This window comes from Shewanella sp. DAU305, from assembly GCF_026802235.1.
GTDB classification, from domain to species: Bacteria; Pseudomonadota; Gammaproteobacteria; order Enterobacterales; family Shewanellaceae; genus Shewanella; species Shewanella baltica.
This window is the reverse complement of the sequence record NZ_CP113808.1, coordinates 3,063,191-3,089,386: the sequence shown is the minus strand read 5'-3', so window position 1 is coordinate 3,089,386 and position 26,196 is coordinate 3,063,191. Positions and strand designations below refer to the sequence as shown.

Sequence of the window (26,196 nt, the reverse complement as noted above, 5' to 3'; positions counted from 1 at the left end):
AGGAGAGCCATAGGTGGCAATACATCAAAGGGCAGGACAAATCGCTAATCAGACGGATCTGGTCAATATTCCAAAACTGATGAGCCATTATTACAGCATCACGCCAAATATGGATGACGTACAACAACGCGTCACCTTTGGCACTTCTGGGCACAGAGGCTGCGCCTTTAATGGCAGTTTTAACCAACAACACATTTGGGCGATTACCCAAGCTGTGGTGGATTATCGCCAATCGGTGAATATCAATGGGCCGTTGATCCTCGGGATTGACACCCATGCGTTATCCTATGCGGCTTATTTATCGGCAATTGAAGTGCTGGCGGCAAATAAAGTCACAGTGCACATCCAGCAGAATGATGGTTTCACGCCAACACCAGTTGTGTCCCATGGGGTGATTTGCGCTAATCGTGAAGCCAATATCACAGGTGCGGCACTGTCCGATGGTTTGATTATCACGCCTTCTCACAATCCGCCTCAAGATGGCGGGATCAAATACAATCCACCCCATGGCGGACCAGCAGAAGGAAATATCACTGCTTGGATTGAGTCGCGTGCCAATGATTACTTGCGCCAAGCGTTAGCTGGCGTGCGGAAATTAGCGTATGCCGAAGCGCTGGCTTCAGGCTATGTCTACGCCATTGATTTGATCACTCCCTATGTGGCTGATTTAGAAAATGTTATCGACATGCAGGCGATTGCCAACGCTAAGCTGCGTATCGGCGTTGACCCGCTCGGTGGTTCAGGGATTTTCTACTGGGCACCGATTGCCGCGCGTTATGGGCTCGATATTACCTTAGTCAATGATAAAGTTGACCCAAGCTTTAGCTTTATGCCGCTGGATAAAGACGGCAAAATCCGCATGGATTGCTCGTCTCCCTATGCGATGGCAGGGTTACTCGCCCATAAAGAATCCTTTGATTTATGCCTTGGTAACGATCCTGACTATGACCGTCACGGCATTGTCTGCCCTGGTACCGGCTTGATGGACCCTAATCACTACCTTGCAGTCGCTATTGATTATTTACTGACGCACAGACCGGATTGGAGCGATACCTTAGCCATAGGTAAAACCTTAGTCTCGAGTGCGCTTATCGATAAAATCTGTGCTTTCCACGGCAAAAAATTACTCGAAGTGCCTGTGGGCTTTAAGTGGTTTGTCGATGGTTTAGCCGAAGCCACCATCGCCTTTGGCGGTGAAGAGAGCGCTGGCGCGGCATTTTTACGCCGTGATGGCACTACGTGGTGTACAGATAAAGACGGCTTCATTTTAGGGTTACTTGCCGCAGAAATTCTTGCGGTGACAGGTAAAACTCCAGGTCAACGCCATCAAGAGCTAGTAAAACAATTTGGCCAAAGTTTCTATAAGCGTATCGATAGCCCAATAAGTCTTGAAAACAAGGCCAAATTTGCGTTATTGAATGCAGAAACCTTAAATGCCACTGTGCTTGCGGGTGAGGCAATCGAAAACGTGTTAACTCATGCGCCGGGCAATAATGCGGCCATTGGTGGCATCAAAGTGACTACGGCGAATGGTTGGTTTGCGGCGCGTCCATCGGGCACGGAAGCGTTATTTAAGATCTACGGCGAGAGTTTTATCAGTGAGCAGCATTTAGCTGAAATCATCAAAGATGCGCAGGCATTAATTGATAAGGCGCTGAACGCTTAATGCAGCAGTAGGTTTATAAAGTATCAAAAACAAACGCACTCAGATTTGAGTGCGTTTTTGTTTGTGTCTAATGTCAGTTATGAGTAGTTGATCTCATGCTGATTTGACTGTATTTAGTACTCGATATGACAACTCGGTAAGTTATTCTTATCAATGTAATTTTGGTGATATTCCTCTGCCACATGGAACTGTTGTAATGGCACAATTTCAGTCACGATATGGCGCAATCCCCAACGACCTGAGCGGGAAAAAACTAATTTTGAGGCTTCTGCCGCGGCTTTTTGTTCACGGTCATGGAAGAAAATCGTGCTGCGATATTGAGTGCCAATATCTCCGCCTTGCATGTTCAGGCTGGTTGGATTGTGGTTTTTCCAAAATACCTCGAGCAAGTCTTCATAACTGACCAGAGCAGGGTCAAATTCCACTTGTACCACTTCTGCGTGGCCCGTTTTGCCTTTTTTGACTTCTTCATAGGTGGTCGCGCTATTATTGCCGCCCATATAGCCGCAGGTGGCATTCGATACGCCATTCACTTGTCTAAAAAAATACTCTACGCCCCAGAAACAGCCGGCACCAAAGGTTGCTAACGCCATAATCAAATCCAATAGAAGTCTAGATGGCTAAGGATTGTGATAAAACTCGCGCGCAAAAGCAAGCCTCTAGCAGGAATATTTATGCTGGACGATTTTTCGATAAGATGATGGGGAAATTTACACTCGCCATAGCAAAGCGCCGCGTTGATCTTATTCCGTTCAAAACTGGGTCCTATGGCGATAAATGTCTGAGAACAGCATTAAAAACATGTGTTAGTATTGAAGCCGCTTTTTAAGGTGCGAGTCAGCCTAACCGCGGTGAGATGAATGCTTGAGTGGTTATTGCTATCTGCACTGATGCTATTGCGCCGTTACTGTTACACACCATTATAAGGAGAATTCTGTGTTACAAGCTCTGTTAGATTCAAAGGATTTTTTAGCGCTCACCTTAGCCCATCCTGAACAGTTCGATGGCGAGTTTTCATTTAGCTTAGGCGACCATACCCAAGTTGAAGTGTGGGATACCGGCGTTATCGTTTTTGAGCCCGCCCAGAATGAAGGAAAAGATGTTGTCCTTTCTTGCGGTGTTCACGGTAACGAGACCGCGCCCATTGAACTCTGCAATGGCTTAATTAAGCAGCTTTTACAGCAAAAGATCATTGCTAAACAGCGCACTTTATTCCTGATTGGTAATCCATTAGCGATTAATAACGGCACGCGGATTATCGATGAGAACATGAATCGTCTTTTTAGTGGTGAGCATTCCAATCCTCCGGGATTAGTCAATCCTGAGCGAGTGCGCGCCAAAAAACTCGAAGCCTATGTCGACCGTTTTTATACTGCGGTTGCCGATGGTCGCCAGCGCATTCATTATGATCTGCACACGGCGATGCGCGCCTCGAAGCATGAAAAGTTCGCTATTTATCCCTATCGTCCAGGGCGTGCCTTTAGCGGCGAGCAAATCATGTTTTTAGCAGCTAGTGGCGTCGATACTGTACTTTTTCACCACGAACCGACCACGACCTTTAGCTATTTTTCCTCTGAACGCTACGGCGCCGATGCCTTTACCATTGAGCTTGGCAAAGTCTATCCCATGGGGCAGAACGACATGACGCGTTTTATCGCCACCCATGAAATGTTTATGCGTTTAATCACCGCTAAGCCGTTGGAGTTAGATGCATTTGATGCCGATAAGGTTAACTTGTACCAAGTGTGCCGCGTCATCAATAAACATTTCGATGATTTTGAATTTACCTTCGCAACCGATGTCGAAAACTTCAGATCTTTCCCGAAGGGCTTTGTCTTAGCGCGGGAAGGTGGGCAAGAAATTAAAGTGGAACATGAGTTTGAGTCTGTCGTGTTCCCTAATGCCAAAGTGCCTATTGGCAATCGCACCGTGATTTGCCTGATCCCTGCGGTGAATGCGGACGTGCGTTAGGCTTGTAAAGCAATATATACATGCGAGGCAGGGATAACTTGTGGTTTGAGCTATGCCAATGGTTGATAGGTAGTTTACGTTAACGTAATGTTCGTCGGGCATATTCGTATAAACAGACGCATCAAAACGCTTTGGTGCGTAATGAGATAACAAGAGCACAATATGAGCAAAGCAACACTCAACACTGATACAGTGCACCGTGTCGGCTTCTTGGATAAGGCATCGCTACACATTCCTATCCTTCGAATTCTACAAGCCGACGGCACCACTTATGAAACCGCGGTTTTGCCTGTGATAGATGAAACCTTAGCCACTAAAATTTACGATACCTGTGTATTCACTCGGGTACTCGATGAACGTATGTTAGGTGCCCAACGTCAAGGGCGCATCAGCTTCTATATGACCTGTACAGGTGAAGAAGCGGCGATTGTCGGCAGTGTGGCCGCACTCGATCAAGAAGACGTGATCCTCGCGCAATACCGTGAGCATGCGGCGCTGCGTTATCGCGGCTTTACCACTGAACAGTTTATGAATCAGATGTTCAGTAACGAGAAAGATCTTGGTAAAGGTCGCCAAATGCCCATTCATTACGGCAGTGCGGCATTGCATTATCAAACGATTTCTTCACCCCTTGCGACACAAATCCCGCAGGCGACGGGTGTGGGCTACAGCTTAAAAATGCAAGGTAAGCGCAAAGTCGCGGTTTGCTATTTTGGCGAAGGCGCTGCATCGGAAGGGGACTTCCATGCTGGTCTAAACATGGCCGCAGTATTGAAGTGTCCAGTGATTTTCTTCTGCCGTAACAATGGCTACGCCATTTCAACCCCAACTGAAGAGCAGTTTGCCGGTAACGGTATTGCGAGTCGCGGTGTGGGTTATGGCATGCACACCATTCGTGTTGATGGTAATGACATGCTGGCCGTGTTAGCGGCAACCCAGCAAGCCCGCGCCTATGCGATTGAGCACAATGCCCCGGTGCTGATTGAAGCCATGACTTACCGTCTCGGCGCGCATTCATCATCAGACGATCCATCAGGTTATCGCTCGAAAGATGAAGAAGCCAAGTGGCAGCAACACGATCCGGTTAAACGCTTCAAATTATGGCTTATCAACAAAGGTTGGTTAGCTGAAGTGGATGATGTGAAACTGCATGAGAAATATCGTGAAGAAGTATTGGCTGCGGTAAAAGTGGCTGAAAAAATTCCTGTGCCTATGCTGGATGAAATTATTGAAGATGTGTACGACAAGCCGACGCCAGTGCTGAGAAAGCAACTCGCTGATCTTAAAGAACATATCAAAAAATATCCGCAAGCCTATCCAAAAAGTGCAGGGAGACTATAAGCCGTGGCTGAAATGAATATGTTACAGGCCGTCAATGAGGCCTTGTCGATCGCCATGCAAGCCGATGAGCGCATGGTAGTTTTTGGTGAAGATGTGGGTCACTTTGGCGGGGTATTTCGCGCCACTTCCGGTCTTCAAGAAAAATTCGGTCGCGATCGCTGCTTTAATACCCCGCTGACAGAGCAAGGTATTGCCGGTTTTGCCAATGGTTTAGCCTCAAATGGCATGACTGCTGTGGCTGAAATCCAATTCGCCGATTATATCTTTCCGGCGTTCGATCAAATCGTCAACGAGTCTGCCAAGTTCCGTTACCGCAGCGGTAATGAGTTCGATGTCGGTGGATTAGTGTTCCGTACGCCCTATGGCGGCGGCATTGCTGGCGGCCATTATCACTCGCAATCACCCGAAGCTTATTTTACCCAGACACCGGGATTAAAAGTGGTGGTGCCACGTAACCCAGAGCAAGCCAAAGGCCTGCTGTTGGCGTCAATCCGTGACAAAAACCCAGTGATCTTCTTTGAGCCTAAGCGTTTATATCGCGCATCGGTTGGCGAAGTACCAGCGGGCGATTATGAAATTGAACTGGGCAAGGCTGAAGTGGTTCGCGAAGGTAAAGACATCACCTTAGTGGCGTGGGGCGCGCAAATGGAAATCCTTGAAAAAGCCGCCGATATGGCCGCTAAAGAAGGGATCTCCTGCGAAATTATTGATTTACGTACCTTGTCACCTTGGGATATTGATACCGTTGCCGATTCAGTTAAAAAGACAGGACGTTTGCTGGTTAACCATGAAGCGCCATTAACTGGTGGTTTTGCCGGTGAAATTGCCGCGACAATCCAGCAAGAATGCTTCTTGTATCTAGAGTCGCCCATCAGCCGCGTTTGTGGTTTAGATACCCCGTACCCACTCATTCATGAAAAAGAATACATGCCTGATGCGTTCAAAACGTTTGAAGCCATCAAAGCATCAGTGACCTTCTAGGAGTCCGGTATGATTAAAGATTTTATTTTGCCGGATATTGGCGAAGGTGTAGTGGAATGTGAATTGGTTGAATGGTTGGTCAAAGAAGGCGACACAGTCGTTGAAGATCAGCCGATTGCCGATGTCATGACAGACAAAGCCCTAGTGCAAATCCCTGCGCCATTTGCGGGCGTGGTCACTAAGCTGTATTACGCCAAGGGCGATATTGCGAAAGTGCATGCGCCGCTCTATGCCGTACAAATTGAAGGTGCCGTTGAAATCGCGAGTGAAGAGTCTATTGCGACTGAACCTGCTGCGACGACTTCAAAAGTGACTGAGCCTGTGGCGGCAACAACTGCCAATACGTCATCCAGTTCATCCGTCAGCATTGAAGAATTCTTACTACCGGATATCGGCGAAGGTATTGTTGAATGTGAACTCGTCGAATGGCTAGTGAGCGAAGGTGATTGGGTTGAGGAAGATCAACCGATTGCCGACGTGATGACAGATAAAGCGCTGGTGCAAATTCCTGCCATTAAAGCGGGTAAAATTGCCAAACTGCATTATCGCAAAGGTCAGCTAGCTAAAGTGCATGCGCCTTTATTTGCCATTGAAGTTGAACAGGCGGCTTCTGCACCTGCGACAACAAACACTGATACTGTGGCCAATGCGGCACCAACAGCGCAGATTGTGAGTGCAGAACCTGCTCGTCAAGGTAAAGCCTTGGCCAGCCCTGCGGTTCGTCGTATGGCGCGGTCGTTAGATATCGATTTGAGCCAAGTACCTGGCACAGGAAAGCACGGCCGTGTGTATAAGGAAGACATCACTCGCTTCCAACAAGGCGCGAGCAATGTTTCTACTCCAAGTACGACTCAGGTAAAAGAGGCGCCAGCTCAAGCATCTCAAACCCAAGTCCCAACATCTACAGTGACTCAACGCGCTGACACGGTCGAGCCTATTCGCGGCGTAAAAGCTGTGATGGCACGCATGATGGTGGAATCTGTGTCGAGCATTCCGCACTTCACCTATTGCGAAGAGTTTGATTTAACAGACTTAGTCGCACTGCGCGAAAGCATGAAAGTGAAGTATTCGTCCGATGAAGTGAAGCTGACCATGATGCCTTTCTTCATGAAGTCGATGTCGCTCGCGTTAAGTCAGTTCCCTGTGATGAATAGCCAAGTGAATGCTGATTGTACTGAGCTGACTTACAAGGCGCGCCACAATATCGGCATGGCGGTGGATTCTAAAGTTGGTCTCTTGGTGCCCAACATCAAAGACGTGCAGGATAAGAGTATTTTAGAAGTGGCGGCAGAAATCACCCGCCTGACCCAAGCCGCCCGCAGTGGCCGTGTGGCACCAGCGGATCTGAAAGACGGTACCATTTCCATCTCTAACATTGGCGCCTTAGGTGGCACAGTGGCAACGCCTATTATCAACAAACCTGAGGTGGCGATTGTCGCCTTAGGTAAATTGCAAACCTTGCCGCGTTTTAACGCGAAAGGGGAAGTCGAAGCCCGCCAAATCATGCAAGTAAGCTGGTCTGGCGACCACAGGGTGATCGATGGCGGTACCATTGCTCGCTTCTGTAATCTGTGGAAACAATATCTGGAGCAGCCGCAAGAGATGTTATTGGCCATGCGCTAAGCCGCTGGCACGCAGATTTGACAGTAAAAGGACGCTTTAGAGCGTCCTTTTTTATTTGCTTTGCACAAATGGGTTAATTTTTTGATCCCGATTACGTATAATTCCCGGACGTAGTTATCCTGATGGATGTGTTATGAGTCAGTTTGCCCCCAGCCCATTTGCTCCAACAATAGAAACCATTGATTACCCGTTTCCGCCTAAGCCAGTTCCTTTGTCCGATGCGCAAAAAGCCGATTACAAGGCGCGTATCAAACAACTGCTCATTGAAAAAGATGCCGTTCTGGTTGCCCACTATTATACCGATCCTGAAATCCAAGCCCTTGCCGAAGAAACCGGCGGCTGCGTTTCAGACTCCTTAGAAATGGCGCGCTTTGGCCGCGATCACCCAGCAAAAACCTTAATCGTTGCTGGGGTCAAGTTTATGGGCGAAACCGCCAAGATTTTGAGCCCAGAAAAAACCATTTTAATGCCGACCTTAGAAGCCACTTGTTCATTGGACTTAGGTTGTCCAATCGATAAGTTCAGCGCTTTCTGCGATGCGCACCCTGATCATACTGTGGTGGTTTACGCCAATACTTCGGCTGCCGTTAAAGCGCGCGCCGACTGGGTGGTGACCTCTAGCATTGCCCTCGAAATCGTTGAGCACTTAGACAGCGAAGGCAAAAAGATCATTTGGGGACCAGACCGTCATTTAGGCAGTTATATTGCTAAACAGACGGGCGCCGAAATGTTGATGTGGCAGGGCGATTGTATCGTTCACGACGAGTTTAAATCGAACGCGCTGCGCGATATGAAAAGCGTTTACCCAGATGCGGCTATCCTTGTGCACCCTGAGTCACCAGCCAGTGTGGTGGCGATGGCGGATGCTGTTGGCTCGACCAGTCAGCTGATCAAAGCGGCACAGACAATGCCGAATGAGCGTTTTATCGTGGCAACCGATCGCGGCATCTTCTATAAAATGCAGCAGGCGGCGCCAGGTAAAATCTTAATCGAAGCGCCAACCGGCGGTAACGGTGCAACCTGTAAGAGCTGTGCCCACTGTCCTTGGATGGCGATGAACGGTCTACAGGCCATTGAAGCGTCACTCGCCGACAGCGATAAAACCACCCATGAGATTTTTGTGGATGAAGACTTAAGAGTTAAAGCGCTGATCCCGCTGACGCGCATGCTGGATTTTGCCAAGACACTGAATATGAAAGTGAAGGGTAATGCCTAAGCCCGTTCTTTAGCTTTTTCTCCGTTTGATAAAAATCCCCGCCATAGAGTGGGGATTTTTTATGGCTGGAATTTAAGGCAATAAAAAGCCCCGCAAATGCGAGGCTTGATTGAGTAACGCAGGATCTAGTGACTAGATTACTTTGCGTTCATCAGTGCAACCGCGTTATCTAACATACGGTTACTGAATCCCCACTCGTTATCATACCAAGACATCACTTTCACTAAACGACCGTTTACACGGGTTTGAGTGGCGTCAAAGTTTGAAGAGAACGCATTGTGGTTAAAGTCGATAGACACCAATGGCTCTTTGTTTACTGCTAACACTTCGCTCAATGGCGCAACGCTAGCAGCACGTTCAATAATGGCATTCACTTCTTCAACTGTCGTATCACGGGCAGCGATGAAAGATAAATCCACCAGTGATACGTTAACTGTAGGTACACGAACCGCTAAACCGTCGAATTTACCTTGTAATTCAGGTACAACCAAACCTACAGCAGCTGCTGCGCCAGTTTTAGTTGGGATCATTGACAGTGCTGCAGCACGAGCACGACGTAAATCTGTGTGGTATACGTCAGATAAACGTTGATCGTTGGTATAAGCGTGAATCGTGGTCATCAGGCCTGATTCAATACCAATCTCGTCATTTAACGGCTTAGCAAAAGGCGCTAAACAGTTAGTTGTACAAGAAGCATTTGAAATCACTGTCATGTCTGACGTCAGCACGTTGTTGTTCACACCGTAAACAACAGTGGCATCGACGTTTTTGCCTGGAGCAGAAATAATTACTTTCTTCGCACCAGCGGTTAAATGCGGTTGAACGGTTTCTTTAGAAGTGAAGATACCAGTACATTCGAAAACCACGTCAACTTGCAACTCAGCCCATGGCAGTTTTGCAGGATCACGTTCTTGGAAAGTGAGGATCTTATCGCCATTCACATAAATAGCTTCGGCATCATGGTCAACTTTGGCATTGAAACGACCGTGAACAGAATCGTATTTTGTCAGGTGAGCGTTGATTGAAGCGTCGCCTAAATCATTAATAGCGACAATCTTGATTGGATAAGCTTTTTCGCTTTCGTACAAGGCGCGTAATACGTTTCTACCGATACGGCCATAGCCATTTATTGCTACACGGATAGTCATCTCATATCCCTCTGGTGATTATAAAATTCAACTGGTAGTAAAATTACCAAACTGACAGCTATCGTCAAGTTAAATCGGCATTTTACCGCTGTCTTGATTAACAAATTAGGTATTTTTTTTACATCGGTCGCGAAATCACCATTTTTTACGCGTTAATTGGGTAAAAAATTACAAGATGGCAAACATTTTGCCATCGATTGCTTAGTCTGTTTTTTGGACAGGCGCAAGCGGCACAGCTTCGGTTGCCGTTGGCGCTTGGGCAACCGCTTGAGGATCAAGCCATTGTCTTACTGGACTCTGAGAATAAGTCCCGTTTTTTAGCGCATCGATAAGGGCTTGGGCTTTTAAATCGAGTTCAGTCGCCAGCGTTTTATTGCCACCGAGCAAGGCTAGCATTTTTTCCTCTGAATACTTCTGCTGCGTAAGTAGTAAATTTGCCTTCGTCAGCATATAGGCTTTATCGAATACCTGTTGCTGACGATAGGCTGATGCGAGCCCAAGTAACCAGTTAACCTCGAAATCATCGTATTGGATGTCTTCAAAGACTTTAAGATAGAGTTGTTGCGCTTTGATGGCATTTCGATTGCTGTAATAGGTGGCGACTTGGGCAAGTAAGAAAGAGTCAGTCACTTCACCGGCGTTTTCATGTTCTAACAATCGATTTAGCGCTGCGGTATCGCCAAAGCGTGTCCATTGGTAATAGGACATGAAAGGATCTTGTCGCTCGCGGGTTTGATCTTGGAGCAAGCTTAAATTCTGGGTGCTTAATCTAAAAGCTCTGGCTCTATCAGCGGTGCGATTGGTGTGGATGATATGTTGCACGCCAGAGGCGAGTTCAATGCAGCGGCTGTAATCCTCAAGATAGGTCAATTGCAGATAGAGTTGTTTGCCTGTGGGGTTTTCGATGTCTTTTAACTCGTAGCGGTTCTGGATAAGTTTGGTTTTTTCGGCCAAACACCAGCCGTCCTTATGCAAATCGGCACAAATTTCAGGATTATTTTTACAAATTGCTGAGATATTTCGGTCATTATCACAACCGAAAAGACCGAAAAAGCTCATCCCTAAGATAAATGATGTAATTATTACTAGATTTTGTCTCAAAACACTCTCCAAGCGATAATTTTTCTAATAAAATTACAGATTTACAGAAAATATCTTACTGGCAACAAAGCGCGACTTTCATTACAATGGCGCCGACCAAAACAGGGTTTTCCCTAAAACCCGTATTAGATTATTGGTCTTTTCGTCATGTTACTCAAACCTTTCAGTACATTTTATTGAAAAGTGAGATAAAGGATCTGTAAATGAGCGCTGATAAACACCTACAAAGTTGGCAAGAACGTTTTGAAATGGCAGAGGCAATGCAGCCTTTGTTAGGCAAGTTGTACCGTAACCAAGGCGTTGAAGTCGTGGTCTACGGCAAGCCGTTACTCAATGCTTCTACGATTGAAATTATTAAAGCGCACCGTTTAGTTCGTCGTCATGTCGGTGAAAAATTACGTTTACGCGAGAGTTTCCCCTTCGTTCAAGCTTTGAGCAAACTCGCAGTTAAACAATGTAAAGTGGATATTGGTAAGCTTGCCGTCAATTACTGGCGCGATCACACCGATGTCAGCGAAATTGAAAACTATATGGCGAAAGAGTTGGCCGATGCCATCGACCATGCTGATGATGTCGCGCCGCGTGATGTCGTGCTTTATGGTTTTGGCCGTATCGGTCGCTTATTAGCACGCCTGTTGATTGAACGCACAGGTCGCAGCAATAAGTTAAGATTGCGCGCTATTGTATTACGTGGCGGTAAGAAAGGTGATTTAGAGAAACGTGCCAGTTTGTTACGCCGTGACTCAGTCCATGGGCCTTTCAATGGCTCTGTGGAAGTTGACGAAGAGAACAATGCCATCATCGCCAACGGTACCTATATCCAAGTGATTTACGCGAATTCGCCTGATGAAGTGGATTACACTAAATACGATATCAGCGATGCACTCGTTGTTGATAACACAGGTATTTGGAAAGATGAAGCGGGTCTTGGTTTACATCTTAAGAGCCCAGGCGCGAGCAAAGTGTTGCTGACAGCTCCTGCAAAAGGCGCAATCAAGAACATCGTTTACGGTGTGAATGAAGGCGACATTACCCCAGAAGACATTATCGTTTCTGCGGCAAGCTGTACGACCAACGCCATTACGCCGGTACTGAAAGCCGTGAATGATAAATATGGTATTGAGAATGGTCACGTTGAGACGATTCACTCTTATACCAACGATCAAAACTTGATTGATAACTATCACACCGCTGATCGCCGTGGCCGCAGTGCACCATTAAACATGGTAATCACTGAAACAGGCGCCGCTAAAGCCGTTGCTAAAGCACTGCCAGTCTTAGCGGGCAAGTTAACCGGTAACGCGATTCGTGTGCCAACGCCGAACGTCTCTATGGCCATCATCAGCATGAACTTGAATGCTGAAACCAGTAAAGATGAGCTGAACGAGTACCTGAAAGATACGGCGCTGCAATCACCACTACAAAATCAAATCGATTACACCGACTCTACTGAGATTGTATCGAGCGATTTAGTGGGTTCTCGCTACGCGGGCGTGATTGATTCACAAGCGACTATCGCAGAAGGCAAGCGTGCCATTCTTTATGTATGGTATGACAACGAGTTTGGTTACAGCTGCCAAGTAGTTGGCGTAATGCAAACTATGTTAGGTTTAACGACGCTATCTCTACCAGCATAAGTTAGCTGTGTAAATCACCAGCGTAAGTTATGTGGAGTCTTCAAAACTGCGCATAATCTTCACATAAAGCGCCCAGTAGGGCGCTTTTGTTTTTCTATACTCAGGCAATTTAATTGAGTTCGACTCAATCCTCACAATCAACCACAGCTTTTCTGCCTCACTTAATCATCTGCCGCATCGGCGTCAGTATCGGCAAAAAAGCCTAAATTGATGAAGGAAACATCAACTTTGCGGACTTGTGGCGCTTTATTGGGCAAACGATGCGGCTTAGATCATTTTTTAAAAATTGTTGATTGACTCTGAGGTCTAAATCGGTAGAATGCCAATCCGCAGTCAAGGGAAAGCATGCCTAGCATGGCTTCTAATGATTAAGCGCAATGTTAGGCGACATTAGCTCAGTTGGTAGAGCGATACCTTGCCAAGGTATAGGTCATCGGTTCGAACCCGATATGTCGCTCCAAATTTAATAAATTTGGCAGTTTGGGCGCGATGGCAGAATGGCTATGCTGCGGATTGCAAATCCGTCGATCTCGGTTCGACTCCGGGTCGCGCCTCCATAGATTAACGTATTAATGACACGATTCCCGTCGTTAATATAAAGAGTTTGCCCGAGTGGTGGAATCGGTAGACACAAGGGATTTAAAATCCCTCGCTGGTAACAGCGTGCCAGTTCAAGTCTGGCCTCGGGTACCAAAAAACAGAAAAGCCCTGACTCATGTCAGGGCTTTTTTGCTTTATCGCATCTCAAAGCCCGAACTCCACAATGCGTCACCTCGTGTCATTTCTGATTATTCTAAGGCTAGGTCCAGTTAGGATTGGCCATGGGTTCAGCTCACATTTCCGGCATTCAGTATTGCGATGTCAGCGCTCGATTCTTTTCTACAATATAAAACAGCAGGTTTTTGTGATCTAGATGTTATAAATAACTTTATATAAGTAATTTCATATTTCTGCTTATAATTGCATAACAAAAGACACTTTTTTTTGGTAAATCTACAATAGCGTAAGAATTTCCCTAAGAAGGTGCTTAAGTAGCTATTACCCCCTTAAAGACAGTGGTATAAATAAGCCGAAATTTCCCCTACACGCGCATATTAGGATACGTAGTCATGATTTTCTCTCAGGTATTACTCGCACCCGCTGATCCGATTCTTGGTTTAACCGATACCTTTAAGGCTGATCCCCGTCAGGATAAAGTCAATTTGGGTGTCGGTATTTATAAGGATGAGGCTGGACAAACCCCAGTGCTGGCTTCAGTGAAAAAAGCCGAGGCTATTATACTTGAGCAAGAGAAGACCAAAAACTACTTAGGCATTGAAGGCGTGCAAGCGTATAACCATGTTGTACAAACATTGTTATTCGGTGAGGGCAGTGAGTTAATCACTTCTGGCCGTGCTGCCACAGCGCAAGCCCCAGGTGGTACAGGTGCACTGCGTATTGCTGCTGAGTTTTTACTGCGTAATACCGATTCGCACACTATTTGGGTGAGCAATCCAACGTGGGCCAACCATCAGAATATTTTTGAAACCGCGGGTTTAACGGTTAAAGAGTACGGTTATTACAAAGCAGAAGCCCATGATATCGATTTTGATACCATGATGACGGACTTGTCTCACGCGAGTGCAGGCGATGTCGTGCTGCTACACGGTTGCTGCCATAACCCAACCGGTATCGATTTAACCTTGGCGCAATGGGAACTCATAGCCCAATTGTGTGCCGATAAGAAACTTGTGCCACTGTTTGACTTTGCATACCAAGGTTTTGGTGCTGGAATTGAAGAAGATGCCGCAGGTCTGCGTTTAGTGGCATCAAAAGTGCCTGAGCTGCTGGTTGCTAACTCTTTCTCTAAAAACTTTGGTTTGTACAACGAACGTATCGGCGCCGTAACTGTGGTGGCTGAAGATGCTGATGCTGCCGTGCGTGCCTTTAGCCAAGTGAAACGTACCATACGTGCAAACTATTCTAACCCGCCAGCACATGGCGCGCTGATCGTCAGCACTATCTTAAATGACGCAGCCCTGAAAGCCATGTGGGTGCAGGAAGTCAAAGAGATGCGTGAGCGTATCGCCGAAATGCGTACTCTGTTCGTTGACAGCTTAAAGGCTGAAGGCGTGACTCAGGACTTTAGCTTTATTTCTCGCCAAAATGGTATGTTCAGTTTCTCTGGTTTGAATAAAGCCCAAGTGGCGCGCTTGAAAGACGAGTTTGGGGTTTATATCGTTGGTTCAGGACGCATTAGCGTTGCAGGAATGACTAAGACCAATATGCCAGTGATCTGTAAAGCTATCGCCCGAGTCTTGTAAGGCTTATTAGGTTATAGAATGTGGCTAAAGGAATTTCTCTTTAGCCTTCAAACATAAAGGACAGCATTTGCTGTCCTTTATGTTTTTATTGTGTCAGCACGTGCAGGCTATACAGTGATTAACAGCTAAGCGCTAGAGGTTGGTGCGATTGCAGCGTGAGCTCAGATTTGATCCGCAATAGGGCGCTTAATGCATCTAATAAGTTCGCTTGATCATGCAAGTTCGGGTTATGGCGATTCTTCAACGGAAAATAGTTGATCAGTGGCCCTAAACGCGTTTGTTCGCCATGACGTAACACTTTGTGAATGATGGGCTTGCCAATCACTTGATGACACCAAGCGATACGTTGCTCAATGCTAAATCGACCCGCGGGTGAGGCTTCTTCGGCCAGGTTATCGATAAAGATCACCTGCGCTTTAGTTGCGGCGAGGCTTTTGGCGAACTTAGGTAACAGCAACGGCGGCATGATACTGGTTAAGAAGCTGCCAGGGCCTAGGATAACTAAATCTGCGTGCCGAACGGCCTCACAGGCTTCAAAGGTGGCATCGACCTGTGGCTCAAGGCAGAGCGCGATAGGCGCTTCATCCATACTGTCGACATTGATCTCCCCAAAAACTTTACTGCCACAAGCTTGCAGAGCCACTAAGTGCGTGGGTTGCTCAGACATAGGGATCAGCTGGGTTTCAATCTTGAGTAAGTTACGGATGAGATTAACCGCTTCTAATGGACGAACACACAGTTGATCCAGCGCCAGTAAAATAAGATTACCCAGATTATGGCCGCTAAGCTCAGTCTCTCCTTGGAAACGGTATTCGAATAGCTGTGAGCCAACGGAAGGGCGATTGGCCAGATGGGATAGGCAGTTGCGTAAATCGCCCCAAGCAATACAGTCCTGCTCGGCTCTGAGTCTACCGGTCGAGCCACCATTATCTGTGGTCGCGACAATCCCCGTTAAACGGCTGCCTAAAAAATCGAGTGAAGATAATACTCGGCCTAAACCATGGCCTCCGCCAATGGCGACGACACGTTCAAATTGATTTAACATCAAATGCTGCATCTGGGTTCTTCCTTCCTGAATACCCGAAAATATGAATGTTACTGTACGTACAAAACAGGATGACGTAAGTGCTGCTGTGCAATGTCACTGCGTTAAGGAACCTTAGTATAAAAGCTCAGTCGAAAGCTTGCACCCATTATCGACAGTCATACGGCAAGCACGCATGTATGGCAGACATAGGGCTCAAGAGTGGCGCCTCAGGCGCAATATTGTACCTGAGTTAATGAGCCTGGTACTTGATTTAATGACAGTGACAGCGGGCAAATTTCGTTAAATCTGACAATTAGCTTATAATCCGCCCTTTATTTGCCCAATACGGGCGTCACACTTAAGGTGAACTATTGAAAACGGGTAGAATCGGTTCGTTTACATTGGCATTAGCCATGGTCATAGTGGCGATTTTTGCATTACGCGTTTGGATCATTCCAAACACGAATGATTCATCTACCATTGCGACCCAACTCGTTGACGCTGTCGATCCTGTTACGCAAGTTCCTGACTTCTCTGCGATCAACGATATCACCGAAAAGAAGAAAGCCTTTTTTGATTTTCTGCGGCCGATTGTGCAGCAGCAGAATGCCATCATCTCGATGGAACGCGAGTTTGTCAGTGAAATGCTCGCTTTGGTTGAGAATGGCAAGAGTTTATCTGAGACCCAACTCGGGCAGCTCAATACGTTATTCGACAAATACCAATATGCGGCGCGAAACGTCGATGCTAAATCCTTAGCAAGCTTACTAAAGCGCGTCGATATTGTGCCTGAATCTATGGTGCTGATCCAAGCCGCGAATGAATCCGGTTGGGGCAGCTCACGTTTTGCCCGTGAAGGCTTTAACTTTTTTGGTGAATGGTGTTTTACTGCTGGCTGCGGCATAGTGCCGTCTTCACGGGGATCTGGTAAGAGCCATGAGGTGAAAGTGTTTTCATCGGTCGACGAGTCCGTTTCGTCCTACATGCGCAATTTAAATTCCAATACAGCCTACGCGCTATTTCGTTCTATCCGCGCCGATTTACGCTCACAGGAGCTAGAGCCGACTGCGGATCAATTGATTTACGGACTCGTGAATTATTCTGAAAGACAAGAAGCTTATATTGATGAGCTGCTTGATATGTTACGTCATAATGAAAAATATTTGGTGAATGTCGATGTATAAAAAACTGTTGTTTAGTGGCCTCTGTTTACTGGCAACTAGCGCCGCTGCAGAAACTGTATCCCTTGAATATAAAGGTTTTTATGATAGGTTAAAACAAGTCAACAAGGGCGGTTATCAACTCGTAGAAGTGGCTTTTAGTGTTCCAATGCAAAAGAACTGTTTGATCCAAAGCGGTTCTATTTCCAGTGAAAAAACCTCAACGCCACTGACGTATACTGATGCTCAGCGGTTATTTATTCCCTTAGATGATGATTTAAAAGATCAGCGTGCCTTGGTTAATCTCAATTTTGCTGGCAGTGCTGAGGGATGCGCTATCGCGATGCAAGTCAGAGCTAAGCAGACATTAGCCGAGTACGATAAAGCGCGTTTACAGCAAATTGTGACCGAAATGGACACGCTGCTTGGCGCTATGCAAGGCTTCCCGATGCGTTATTTTAGGGAGTCCATTGCCGGCCTTAACTTTGAATTCAAACCCGAGCAAGAAGTGTATGTACACCTTAATGGCCGTGAACAAGCCGTTAAGGGCAGTTATAAATTAGCCGCGAATGAGCTTGAAAACATCACTACGCTAAGCTTCAGTGCTCAGCCATTAGTGTTGAGTCCTTGGGTGAAGTGATCCTCTTTGCCTCGTTGAATTGGCATCTTGAAATAATCGATTCAGAAGCGCGGGCTCAAAGATAGTGTCGGGAGTCTTAACTTATTTTGTAGCCATAAAAATGCCCACATTACGTGGGCATTTTTGTTTAGCTAATTTATCTTGCTTACTTTCGTTGGGTTAACTTGTTTTACTGACTAGGGCGCTAAATTCAGCCTGAGTTAGACTTCGTAAGTGTTAACGATATCAATGCGTTTTGCCGCATCCAAATCAATACGGCCGCTGTTGGCGATATCAAGGAAATCGAATGCGGGTAGATTGGCTTCGGCAACATCACCACGCATAGGCGCGTTAGGGTCACGCGTTAGAGACACAAAGTCGAACTGCTCACGGTCAACACCCTGTGATGGTGCGGTGTTTTGCATTGCTGTGAAAATCGTTTCAATACGACCAGGGTATTGTCTATCCCACTGATTAAGCATGTCTTTGACTGCGGCGCGCTTTAAGTTTTCCTGCGAGCCACACAAGTTACAAGGGATGATCGGGAATTCTCTTAAGTTGGCATATTCTTCGAGATCTTTTTCACGGCAATAGGCCAGAGGGCGAATGACCACATTAGCGCCATCATCCGACAGTAGCTTTGGCGGCATAGCTTTCATCTTGCCGCCAAAGAACATGTTCAAGAACAAGGTCTCGATAATGTCATCCCTGTGGTGGCCTAGGGCGATTTTAGTGGCGCCGATGCGCTGGGCAAAGCCATAGAGCGTGCCGCGACGCAGGCGAGAGCACAGGGAGCAGGTAGTTTTACCTTCAGGGATTTTATCTTTCACTATCGAGTAAGTGTCTTTCTCGAGGATGTGATAAGGCACATTGAGCTTATCTAAATAAGCTGGCAGCACATGTTCAGGAAAGCCGGGTTGCTTTTGATCTAAATTAACCGCAATGATTTCAAACTGAATGGGCGCGCGTTGCTGCAGATTCATCAAAATATCGAGCATCGCATAGCTGTCTTTACCGCCACTGAGGCAGCACATGATCTTATCGCCATCTTCAATCATATTGTAATCGGCGATTGCGCTACCCACTTCACGACGCAGACGTTTCTGTAATTTATTCAGACGGGTAGTGTTTTTTTTTGATAATTCTTCAGACATAGGATTTGCCGTAACTTCAGATATAGCTTCAAGCATAAAAAAGCGCCCAGTAACTCAGTTTCAGGGCGCGTATTATTCCAGCTATCTTTGGCGGGGTAAAGTGCCGCGTATCGCTTAGGCTTCTTCTAACGGTGATTTGTAGCCGTCGGGTTTGATGGCCAGTAAATCGCAGTTGATACTATCAATAACATGCTCTGCAGTATTGCCAATCAGTGCCGCTGAAAAACCGGTGCGACCGACAGTGCCTAAGATCACTAATTCGGCATCGAGTTTTTCAGCAAGCTCAGGGATCACATCCTCAGGCAAACCTTCTTTCACATGGCAATGATTTGGATCGATATCATAAGCGCCAGCAAGGTAACTCACGCGCTGCTCATGCTGCATGCGAATGGTTTCGTTGTAGGACTGGGCATCAAAGTCCGGTAATTCAATGGCTAAGTTTACCGGCGTACCGGGATAGCCATTGACTAAATGCACTTCGGCAGAGAACTTATCCGCTAAATCTTTTGCATGCTCGATGATTTTACCGTTAAGCATTTGATGATCGGTATCTTCGGTTGCCACATTCACAGCGCAAAGGATTTTGCCCGCAGCTGGCCAGTCATGGGCTTTCACCATCAACACAGGCACAGGGGCTTTACGCATTAAATGCCAATCGGTTGGGGTGAAGATCACCGCTTTGAGTTTGTCGTGGGCATGGGTGCCTTTAACAATCAAATCGTATTGCCCTGAAATTGCATGATTAATAATGCTTTCGAAGGGGCGGTTATGCCAAATGACTTGGGTATCAATATTGAGTTGCAGATGAGTGTAAGCGGCGAGTAAGTCTTGGATCCAAGCGAGACGTTGATCTATGACGCCTTGACGCATGGCTTCGCGCTCTTGATTCGACAGAATCGAAGTCATCTCATAGGAAAAGTCGAAGATAGAAAGAAACACAGTGACTTGAGCGTTGCATTTACTGGCCAAGGTCACCGCTCGTGCGAGGGCAACTTGATTCTCAGTGGTAGGGTCAACCACAACCAGTATTTTTTGATAATCCTTCATGGGAGGTTCCTTTAGTCATAGGCTCAATATCATCATGAGCCTTTGGCAGTTAGCTGTATTGTTCTAGATCAAACTCATTCGAAATTGATTAAAACTCGCTTAAAAATCATGCCTTAATCTGTATGACATGTCTAGCCAGTCCCGGTTTTTCAACTGAATTGTTCTTGCCATTCATGACAAGGACCTAGCGCGTAACTCTATTGCACTTAACTATTATGCTGCACTCAATTTTTTTGCAGCAAACACTCTTGCGGTGAACTATCTCGCTATGCGCGAATTACCCGCTAACAGATTCAGCTCTTGCGAGTCGAGGATAGTGATGTACTTTCCCTTAACTTCAATCAAGCCTGATTTTTGGAAACGCCCAAGTAAGCGACTGATGGTCTCTACGGTCAAACCGAGATAATTACCAATGTCACCGCGGGTCATGGTTAAGCGGAATTCTTTGGGCGAGAAGCCACGGCTACCAAAACGATTAGCCAGATTACTGATAAAGGCTGCCAGACGTTCTTCGGCATTTTTCTTGCTGAGTAGCAGGATCATTTCTTGATCGCTCATGATCTCATTGCTCATCAGGCGCATGATCTGCTGACGCAATTTAGGCATAGTGCCTGAAAGTTCATCGAGGATGTTAAAGGGGATTTCACAGACCATGGAGGTCTCGAGTGCCTGTGCAAAACTCTGGTGCAACTGGGCGTGGATACCGTCAAAACCAATCACATCACCCGCTAAGTGGAAGCCGGTGATCTGCTCATCGCCTTGCTCGGTAATAGTGTAACTTTTGATGGTGCCAGAGCGGATCGCAAACAGGGATTTTAACGCATCACCCGATTTAAAAATTTGCTCGCCTTTTTGAATCGGCTTTTTACGCTCGATAATATCATCGAGCTGATCTAGCTCACTTGCATTGAGGGTAAAAGGAATACAAAGGGTACCCATACTGCAATCGTGACAATGGATTGTGCATCCGCTAGCGGCAGGACGACGATTCTTATTTTGTTCAATTGTCATGTTGATTCTCAAGTTTATCCACTGCAGCCATGTTAAACCAATTCACTCACTTGGGCTAGTTTAGCTGCGCGAGTGCGATATATAAAGTTTGACCACCAAACGCAATTAACAGTAAGCCGCTCAATAGTCTAACGGTTTTCTGTTGAACCCAAGCAGCGAGGCGTTTTGCCGCAACACCAGCACTCAATAGGGCGGGTAAGGTGCCTAATCCAAAGGCCAACATAATCAAGGCGCCTTGGCTGGCAGAGCCAGATGCGACCGACCAGGTTAAGGTGCTATAGACAAGGCCGCAGGGGAGCCAGCCCCAAATGAATCCTGCCATGACCGCTTGGCTCGGATTTTGGATAGGCACAAGCCGTTGCGCTATGGGTTTTAAATATCGCCATAACCATTGACCGACGCGCTCAATCTGCACTATTCCAACCCAAATTTTGGCGATATACAGCCCTGTTGCGATCATCATCAGTCCGGCAATGATACGCAGCACAATCAAATACGTATCCAGTTCAAATAAGTGACCAAGACCTGCCGCCGAAGCGCCCACTAAAGCGCCCGCTAAGGTGTAACTCAAAATGCGGCCAAGGTTGTAACTCAGTAAATATTTAAGCTGATGGGCCAGCTGGTTACCTATTTTAGGATGAGGGATTTGGGCTGAGAAAGCGCCCACTAAACCGCCACACATGCCAAAGCAATGTGCGGCGCCCATGAGACCAACGAGAAAAGCCCCAGTGATATTGTACTCAATCACTGCGTAATCAATCACAGCGGCATGCCTTTTTCTTGCGCTGCTTCGGCTTGCTCTTTCTCAGGCACGGGATGGCTGTTTGGTTTAACAGTGTCTTCGTCGAATAATATCGACACACTTTGGCGGTCTAAATCGTCAAATTGTTCGGATTTCACCGCCCAAAAAAATACCATTACAGCGATGGCGACAAAGATCATGGCAATGGGGATAAGCACATAAATAATTTCCATAATGACCTCTTACTATTCTGGTTTTACGTTTATTGTGATCACACTTTAACCCGCAATAATCTCAGGCTATTACCGACCACAATCAAAGAACTCGCCGACATGCCAATGGCGGCGATATAAGGTGCCACATGGCCAGTAACGGCTAAGGGCAAAATTAGGGCGTTGTAACCCAGCGCCCACGCTAAATTTTGTCTGATAATCTGTGTTGTCAGTTTCGCGACGCTAACGGCTTGGGTGAAACGGGACAGATGATCCCCCAATAAAACTAAATCGGCACTGTTTTTCGCAATAGCACTGCCGCTGCCCATGGCCACCGACAAATCGGCGCCCGCAAGCACAGGCGCATCGTTGATGCCATCGCCAAACATGGCAACCCGTGTATGCTGTTGTAATCGGGTCACGAGGGCAAGTTTATCAGCAGGCGTTAAGCCGCTGTGCACATCGTCAATCCCCAGCTCTTTTGCCAGTTGATGTACATGCCCTGAGCTATCGCCGCTGGCAATACTGATACGGCAACCTTGCTGCTTTAACATTTCAACTGTGGCTTTGCTGTCTTGGCGAATATTGTCTTGAATTTCAAAGCTTGCCAGTACTTCAAGCTGATTATTGGCTGAACGTGCTAACCAAATCTTTTGGGTTGGGTCACGACTATCAATACTCGTGCCAGTAAATACCGCATTGCCAATTAAGTAATCAGTGCCATCAATTCTGCCTCGAACGCCAAAGCCGACTTCATGGTGAACCTCTTCGGTAACCAATGCATTATCGGCAAATACGGCAAATGCGGCGGCAATCGGGTGGTGAGAGCCTGTTTCCAGCGCTGCGGCAATGGCTAAGGCTTGCGTCTTGGTTAAATCGGCCATGCACTGCGTTTGCCCGATAGAGAGGGTACCACAGGTGAGGGTGCCGGTTTTATCAAAGACAATATGTTTGATCTGTGGCAGTTTTTCAAAGACACCGGCCTTGCGAGTAATAATCCCAAGGCGAGTAAAAATAGCGGTCGCGCAGGTGACGGCGGTCGGTGTAGCCAGTGCTAAGGCGCAAGGACAGGTAGCAACCAAAACCGATAGCGTTACCCAAAAGGCATCCTCTGGGGAAATTTGATGCCAAACCAAATAGGTGATTGTCGCTATGGTCAGGATAGTGCCCGAGAAATAGCGCGATAACTTATCGGCTAATAGCGCAATTGCAGGTTTAGTATTGGATGCAAGCTCTTGCAGTCGAATAATCTCAGCCACAAGTTGGTCTTGCCCTAGCGCTGTGACGCTAACTTTGATGGGTTGGTCGACGTTGATTGTGCCTGCGTAAACTTGGCTAGCAATAGTTTTTTCAATTGGCATTTGCTCGCCAGTGAGCATAGCTTCATTGATGCTAGTGTGACCTTCAATCACCACACCATCGGCTGCAATCATTTCCCCCGGTTTGACGAGGATCACATCATTGAGACGTAACTTTTTGGCGGGAATTTCTTCCTGACCATTGTCGTTCACTAAGTGTGCGGTGAGCGGCACTAACTTATGCAAATTACTCGAGCTGACCGAGGCCTTTTGTCTGGCTTTTTGTTCGAAGTAGCGCCCGAGTAACAGGAAGAAGGTAAACATGGACACAGATTCAAAATACACTTCGCCTGTGCCATTTACTGTGGCAAAACAACTGGCAACGTATGCGCCGCCAATCGCAATGGAGACAGACACATCCATATTGAGTTTGCCGCTGAGTAGGGTACGAATAGCACTGAAATAGAAGGGCTGCGCCGAATAAAGCACTACGGGGGTGGCAAAAATCATGCTGACCCAACGGAAATAATCCCGATACTGCACATCTAAATCGGTGAAGTAGCCTGTGTAGAGGGCGAGGGCGAACATCATCACTTGCATGGTCGCAAAACCCGCTAAGCCTAAGCGCAATAAAAACTTACGGCTATTGAGTTTGTTGTTGAGCTCTTGCTCATCGACTTGATAGGGCGCGGCTTGATAACCAATACGGCTAATTTGCCCGAGGATATCGCTGAGTTTTACCGTGCGTTTATCCCAACAGATCATAGCCCTTTGGGTGGTCGAGTTGACGAGCACTTGGCTCACGCCCGTTAGTTGTTTTACTTTGTGCTCAATTAACCAAGCACAGGCCGCGCAGGTGATGCCATCGATAGAAAGTGACACTGACTCGATATTGTCCTCAGAATGGACAAAGTCTTGCTGCACTTCGGGTAAATCATAGGCACTAAACTGCGTTAAGGCTTCGGGGACGAGGGCGTTCTGCTTACTGCCGGGTTCAGTGCGGAACTTGTAGTAACTGAGTAATCCCGCATCCACAATCGCCTGAGAAACCGCCTGGCAACCAGGGCAACACATGAGTTCATCACGATCATTAATGCGAGTCACAAACTGCTGGCCCGTCAGCACGGGCTCTTGGCAGTGAAAACAACTTGGATGTGTCATAGCAATTCTTATTTAACTAAATCAATTCAACCACAATCAGTTCAGCCAAAGTTGGACATGATCTTTTAATTCAACGCGTTGGTGAATGCGCCATTTGCCATCGTAACTTTCAAGACGCACTTCCCAAGGGCCGAACAGTGTGGCAGGCACGGTAATGCGATACACATTACTGGCATCGGCTGTAGCGGTGAGCTTGATGTCTCTGTCGGCAATGGTTGGATGGTAGAACTCGACTTTCAGCGCAGCTTGAGAAGCGGGACCACCTTGTTGCGTCAGCAGAATTTCATTATTAGTTTGTTCGAGTAAAAAATTCATGCCTATTTGTTTGGCATACTTTACTTTACTTAAGTCCATATTAATGGCTTTGCCATCTTTGTAGTAATCCTCGGCGACTAAAGAGTCCGAGTTCGTAAGGGCAATTTTTAGTGTGGTAAAACTTGCGACGACGGCACATAAAGGAAGAATAATTAAAAACCAAGGCCAGAACTGCTTATACCAGGCTTGTTGTTCGCTCATGTCAGATACCCATTCAAAAAATTTGCGCCATTTTACCGTTAAAAGACGGTTTTAGCACTTTAAAAAAAAGGCCTCGAAGTCTTCGAGGCCTTAGCATTACTCACATCTAATTACTTGTTTGACAAGCTATAAACATAAGCTGCGATCACGTGAACTTTCTCTTCACCGAGAACGTCTTTCCAGGCTGGCATGACACCAGCACGGCCGTGTTTGATCGTTTCTTCGATCACGCCGCGGCTACCGCCATATAACCAAACATCGTCAGTTAAATTCGGAGCACCCATGAACTTGTTGCCTTTAGCGTCCATACCATGACACGCGAAACAACCTTTCATGAATGAGCCTTGACCTTGAGCGGCGAGTGTTTCATCGTGCTCACGACCAGACAATTTAACAACGTATTCAGCTAAACCCGCAATTTCGCTGTCATCAATTGGCAAACCACCTTTTGGCGGCATCATGCCATGACGACCACCCATGATAGTGGTTTTAATCGTGGCTAAGTCGCCACCATATAACCAGTCACCATCGGTGAGATTAGGGAAGCCTTTGCTACCACGTGCGTCAGAGCCGTGGCACTGTGCGCAGTTTTGTAGGAACAAACGGCCGCCCACTTTTAATGCCTCTTGGTTTTTCACTAATTCTTCTAGTGGTGTAGCCAAGTAAGCCGCGAAGATTGGGCCATATTTTTCATCAGCGTGTTTTACTTCTTGGTCATACTGAACATAACGGCCTTCTTTTGCGGCAAGCTCAATGGCTGCGGCAGAGTCGGCTTTAATACCTTGCTCAGTACCAATGCTTTGGTTAGAACTGGTCCAGCCTAAAAGGCCTTTGTAGTTACCTAAACCAGGAAATAAGGCTAGATAGATCAAGCCAAACACGATAGTGATATAGAACATATAACTCCACCATTTTGGCAGTGGGTTATTGAGTTCTTCAATACCGTCGAAACTGTGACCCATGGATTCGCCTTCTTTTACGTCCGTGGTGTTCTTAGAACACACACGCAGTAATAGAAAACATCCCGCGATCACAATTAACGAGAGTACGCTAATCCAAATACTCCAGAAGCTACTCATCACTTATTCTCTCCTGAGTCCTTCGATACCTTGCTGACTTCCTCATCGGAAAACACAAGGTTAGCTGCTTCATCAAAGGATTTTTGACGACGCGAGCTATATGCCCAAGCAAATATACCGACGAAGGTCAGCATCACAATGATGGTTAAAATGCCTTGTAATGTGCCGTAATCCATATATTGC

23 protein-coding genes and 3 tRNA genes are annotated in these 26,196 nt (G+C 46.7%); 13 read left to right on the top strand and 13 right to left on the bottom strand.

The genetic code is table 11. The annotated features are described in order from the left end of the window. Positions 1–13: 13 nt before the first annotated feature. On the top strand, positions 14–1,666 hold the full coding sequence (gene pgm / locus OX890_RS13020) for a phosphoglucomutase (alpha-D-glucose-1,6-bisphosphate-dependent) (protein WP_268649349.1): 1,653 nt from the start codon (positions 14–16) through the stop codon (positions 1,664–1,666). Between the two features lie 113 nt (positions 1,667–1,779). Here pgm and msrA read toward each other — a convergent pair whose 3' ends face one another. Next, the gene (msrA, locus tag OX890_RS13015) at positions 1,780–2,259 is read right to left on the bottom strand and encodes a peptide-methionine (S)-S-oxide reductase MsrA (RefSeq protein WP_126491981.1); all 480 of its coding nucleotides are present in this window, start codon (positions 2,257–2,259) and stop codon (positions 1,780–1,782) included. 343 nt (positions 2,260–2,602) lie between these two features. Between msrA and astE the strand changes: the two genes are divergently transcribed. The 5 genes from astE to nadA all read left to right on the top strand — a co-directional run bounded on the left by astE (position 2,603) and on the right by nadA (position 8,798). Continuing rightward, entirely contained in the window at positions 2,603–3,637 is a 1,035-nt protein-coding gene (gene astE / locus OX890_RS13010) for a succinylglutamate desuccinylase (protein ID WP_071939818.1), read from the top strand. A 162-nt stretch (positions 3,638–3,799) separates the two neighbouring features. Continuing rightward, on the top strand, positions 3,800–4,978 hold the full coding sequence (locus OX890_RS13005; RefSeq protein ID WP_126491980.1) for a thiamine pyrophosphate-dependent dehydrogenase E1 component subunit alpha: 1,179 nt from the start codon (positions 3,800–3,802) through the stop codon (positions 4,976–4,978). Positions 4,979–4,981: 3 nt separating this feature from the next. Continuing rightward, positions 4,982–5,959: an alpha-ketoacid dehydrogenase subunit beta gene (locus OX890_RS13000; protein ID WP_006081587.1), complete on the top strand. Its 978-nt coding sequence runs from the start codon at positions 4,982–4,984 to the stop codon at positions 5,957–5,959. Positions 5,960–5,968: 9 nt separating this feature from the next. After that, a complete protein-coding gene (locus OX890_RS12995; protein ID WP_126491979.1) occupies positions 5,969–7,582 on the top strand; it encodes a dihydrolipoyllysine-residue acetyltransferase in 1,614 nt (537 codons plus the stop codon). 133 nt (positions 7,583–7,715) lie between these two features. Continuing rightward, the gene (gene nadA, locus OX890_RS12990; protein WP_006081589.1) at positions 7,716–8,798 is read left to right on the top strand and encodes a quinolinate synthase NadA; all 1,083 of its coding nucleotides are present in this window, start codon (positions 7,716–7,718) and stop codon (positions 8,796–8,798) included. A gap of 137 nt (positions 8,799–8,935) precedes the next feature. Here nadA and gap read toward each other — a convergent pair whose 3' ends face one another. Together gap and OX890_RS12980 are read right to left on the bottom strand one after the other, a co-directional pair. Next, positions 8,936–9,946 (bottom strand): type I glyceraldehyde-3-phosphate dehydrogenase, encoded by a 1,011-nt coding sequence (gap, locus tag OX890_RS12985; RefSeq protein WP_006081590.1) that lies wholly within the window; start codon positions 9,944–9,946, stop codon positions 8,936–8,938. A gap of 201 nt (positions 9,947–10,147) precedes the next feature. Continuing rightward, positions 10,148–11,047 carry a DUF2989 domain-containing protein gene (locus OX890_RS12980; RefSeq protein WP_126491978.1) on the bottom strand — a complete coding sequence of 300 codons (900 nt, stop codon included), beginning with the start codon at positions 11,045–11,047 and terminating at the stop codon, positions 10,148–10,150. A gap of 203 nt (positions 11,048–11,250) precedes the next feature. Between OX890_RS12980 and OX890_RS12975 the strand changes: the two genes are divergently transcribed. The 5 genes from OX890_RS12975 to OX890_RS12955 all read left to right on the top strand — a co-directional run bounded on the left by OX890_RS12975 (position 11,251) and on the right by OX890_RS12955 (position 14,987). Then, complete coding sequence (locus OX890_RS12975; RefSeq protein ID WP_011839899.1) at positions 11,251–12,684, top strand: glyceraldehyde-3-phosphate dehydrogenase; 1,434 nt, start codon at positions 11,251–11,253, stop codon at positions 12,682–12,684. A gap of 384 nt (positions 12,685–13,068) precedes the next feature. Then, a tRNA-Gly gene (locus tag OX890_RS12970) sits at positions 13,069–13,144 on the top strand. A gap of 23 nt (positions 13,145–13,167) precedes the next feature. Then, a tRNA-Cys gene (locus OX890_RS12965) sits at positions 13,168–13,241 on the top strand. A gap of 49 nt (positions 13,242–13,290) precedes the next feature. Next, a tRNA-Leu gene (locus OX890_RS12960) sits at positions 13,291–13,377 on the top strand. Positions 13,378–13,793: 416 nt separating this feature from the next. After that, positions 13,794–14,987: an amino acid aminotransferase gene (locus OX890_RS12955; protein WP_268649348.1), complete on the top strand. Its 1,194-nt coding sequence runs from the start codon at positions 13,794–13,796 to the stop codon at positions 14,985–14,987. Between the two features lie 118 nt (positions 14,988–15,105). On the opposite strand, the gene OX890_RS12950 is transcribed toward OX890_RS12955, so the two are convergent. Continuing rightward, entirely contained in the window at positions 15,106–16,044 is a 939-nt protein-coding gene (locus tag OX890_RS12950) for a YvcK family protein (RefSeq protein WP_006081594.1), read from the bottom strand. A gap of 341 nt (positions 16,045–16,385) precedes the next feature. Here OX890_RS12950 and OX890_RS12945 point away from each other — a divergent pair, with 341 nt between their 5' ends. Together OX890_RS12945 and OX890_RS12940 are read left to right on the top strand one after the other, a co-directional pair. Next, a complete protein-coding gene (locus OX890_RS12945; protein ID WP_006081595.1) occupies positions 16,386–17,198 on the top strand; it encodes a glucosaminidase domain-containing protein in 813 nt (270 codons plus the stop codon). Further along, positions 17,191–17,814, top strand: coding sequence for a DUF2987 domain-containing protein (locus OX890_RS12940; protein WP_268649347.1), 624 nt, complete (start codon positions 17,191–17,193; stop codon positions 17,812–17,814). Before OX890_RS12945 ends, OX890_RS12940 begins: the two co-directional genes overlap by 8 nt. A 200-nt stretch (positions 17,815–18,014) precedes the next feature. Here the strand turns inward: OX890_RS12940 and ttcA are convergent, their stop codons facing one another. The 9 genes from ttcA to OX890_RS12895 form a co-directional block, all read right to left on the bottom strand. Next, complete coding sequence (ttcA, locus tag OX890_RS12935; RefSeq protein WP_268649346.1) at positions 18,015–18,983, bottom strand: tRNA 2-thiocytidine(32) synthetase TtcA; 969 nt, start codon at positions 18,981–18,983, stop codon at positions 18,015–18,017. A 78-nt stretch (positions 18,984–19,061) separates the two neighbouring features. Beyond that, positions 19,062–19,994, bottom strand: coding sequence for a universal stress protein UspE (gene uspE / locus OX890_RS12930; RefSeq protein WP_006081598.1), 933 nt, complete (start codon positions 19,992–19,994; stop codon positions 19,062–19,064). A gap of 258 nt (positions 19,995–20,252) precedes the next feature. Next, on the bottom strand, positions 20,253–21,005 hold the full coding sequence (gene etrA / locus OX890_RS12925; protein WP_006081599.1) for an electron transport transcriptional regulator EtrA: 753 nt from the start codon (positions 21,003–21,005) through the stop codon (positions 20,253–20,255). 55 nt (positions 21,006–21,060) lie between these two features. Continuing rightward, a complete protein-coding gene (locus OX890_RS12920; protein WP_268650611.1) occupies positions 21,061–21,753 on the bottom strand; it encodes a sulfite exporter TauE/SafE family protein in 693 nt (230 codons plus the stop codon). A gap of 11 nt (positions 21,754–21,764) precedes the next feature. Beyond that, the gene (gene ccoS, locus OX890_RS12915) at positions 21,765–21,980 is read right to left on the bottom strand and encodes a cbb3-type cytochrome oxidase assembly protein CcoS (protein WP_071939826.1); all 216 of its coding nucleotides are present in this window, start codon (positions 21,978–21,980) and stop codon (positions 21,765–21,767) included. 38 nt (positions 21,981–22,018) lie between these two features. Next, complete coding sequence (locus OX890_RS12910) at positions 22,019–24,418, bottom strand: heavy metal translocating P-type ATPase (protein WP_268649345.1); 2,400 nt, start codon at positions 24,416–24,418, stop codon at positions 22,019–22,021. Positions 24,419–24,454: 36 nt separating this feature from the next. Next, a complete protein-coding gene (locus OX890_RS12905) occupies positions 24,455–24,934 on the bottom strand; it encodes a FixH family protein (protein ID WP_268649344.1) in 480 nt (159 codons plus the stop codon). A 110-nt stretch (positions 24,935–25,044) separates the two neighbouring features. Then, entirely contained in the window at positions 25,045–26,013 is a 969-nt protein-coding gene (gene ccoP / locus OX890_RS12900; protein ID WP_126491968.1) for a cytochrome-c oxidase, cbb3-type subunit III, read from the bottom strand. After that, the gene (locus OX890_RS12895; protein WP_006081605.1) at positions 26,013–26,189 is read right to left on the bottom strand and encodes a CcoQ/FixQ family Cbb3-type cytochrome c oxidase assembly chaperone; all 177 of its coding nucleotides are present in this window, start codon (positions 26,187–26,189) and stop codon (positions 26,013–26,015) included. Before OX890_RS12895 ends, ccoP begins: the two co-directional genes overlap by 1 nt. Positions 26,190–26,196: the final 7 nt, after the last annotated feature.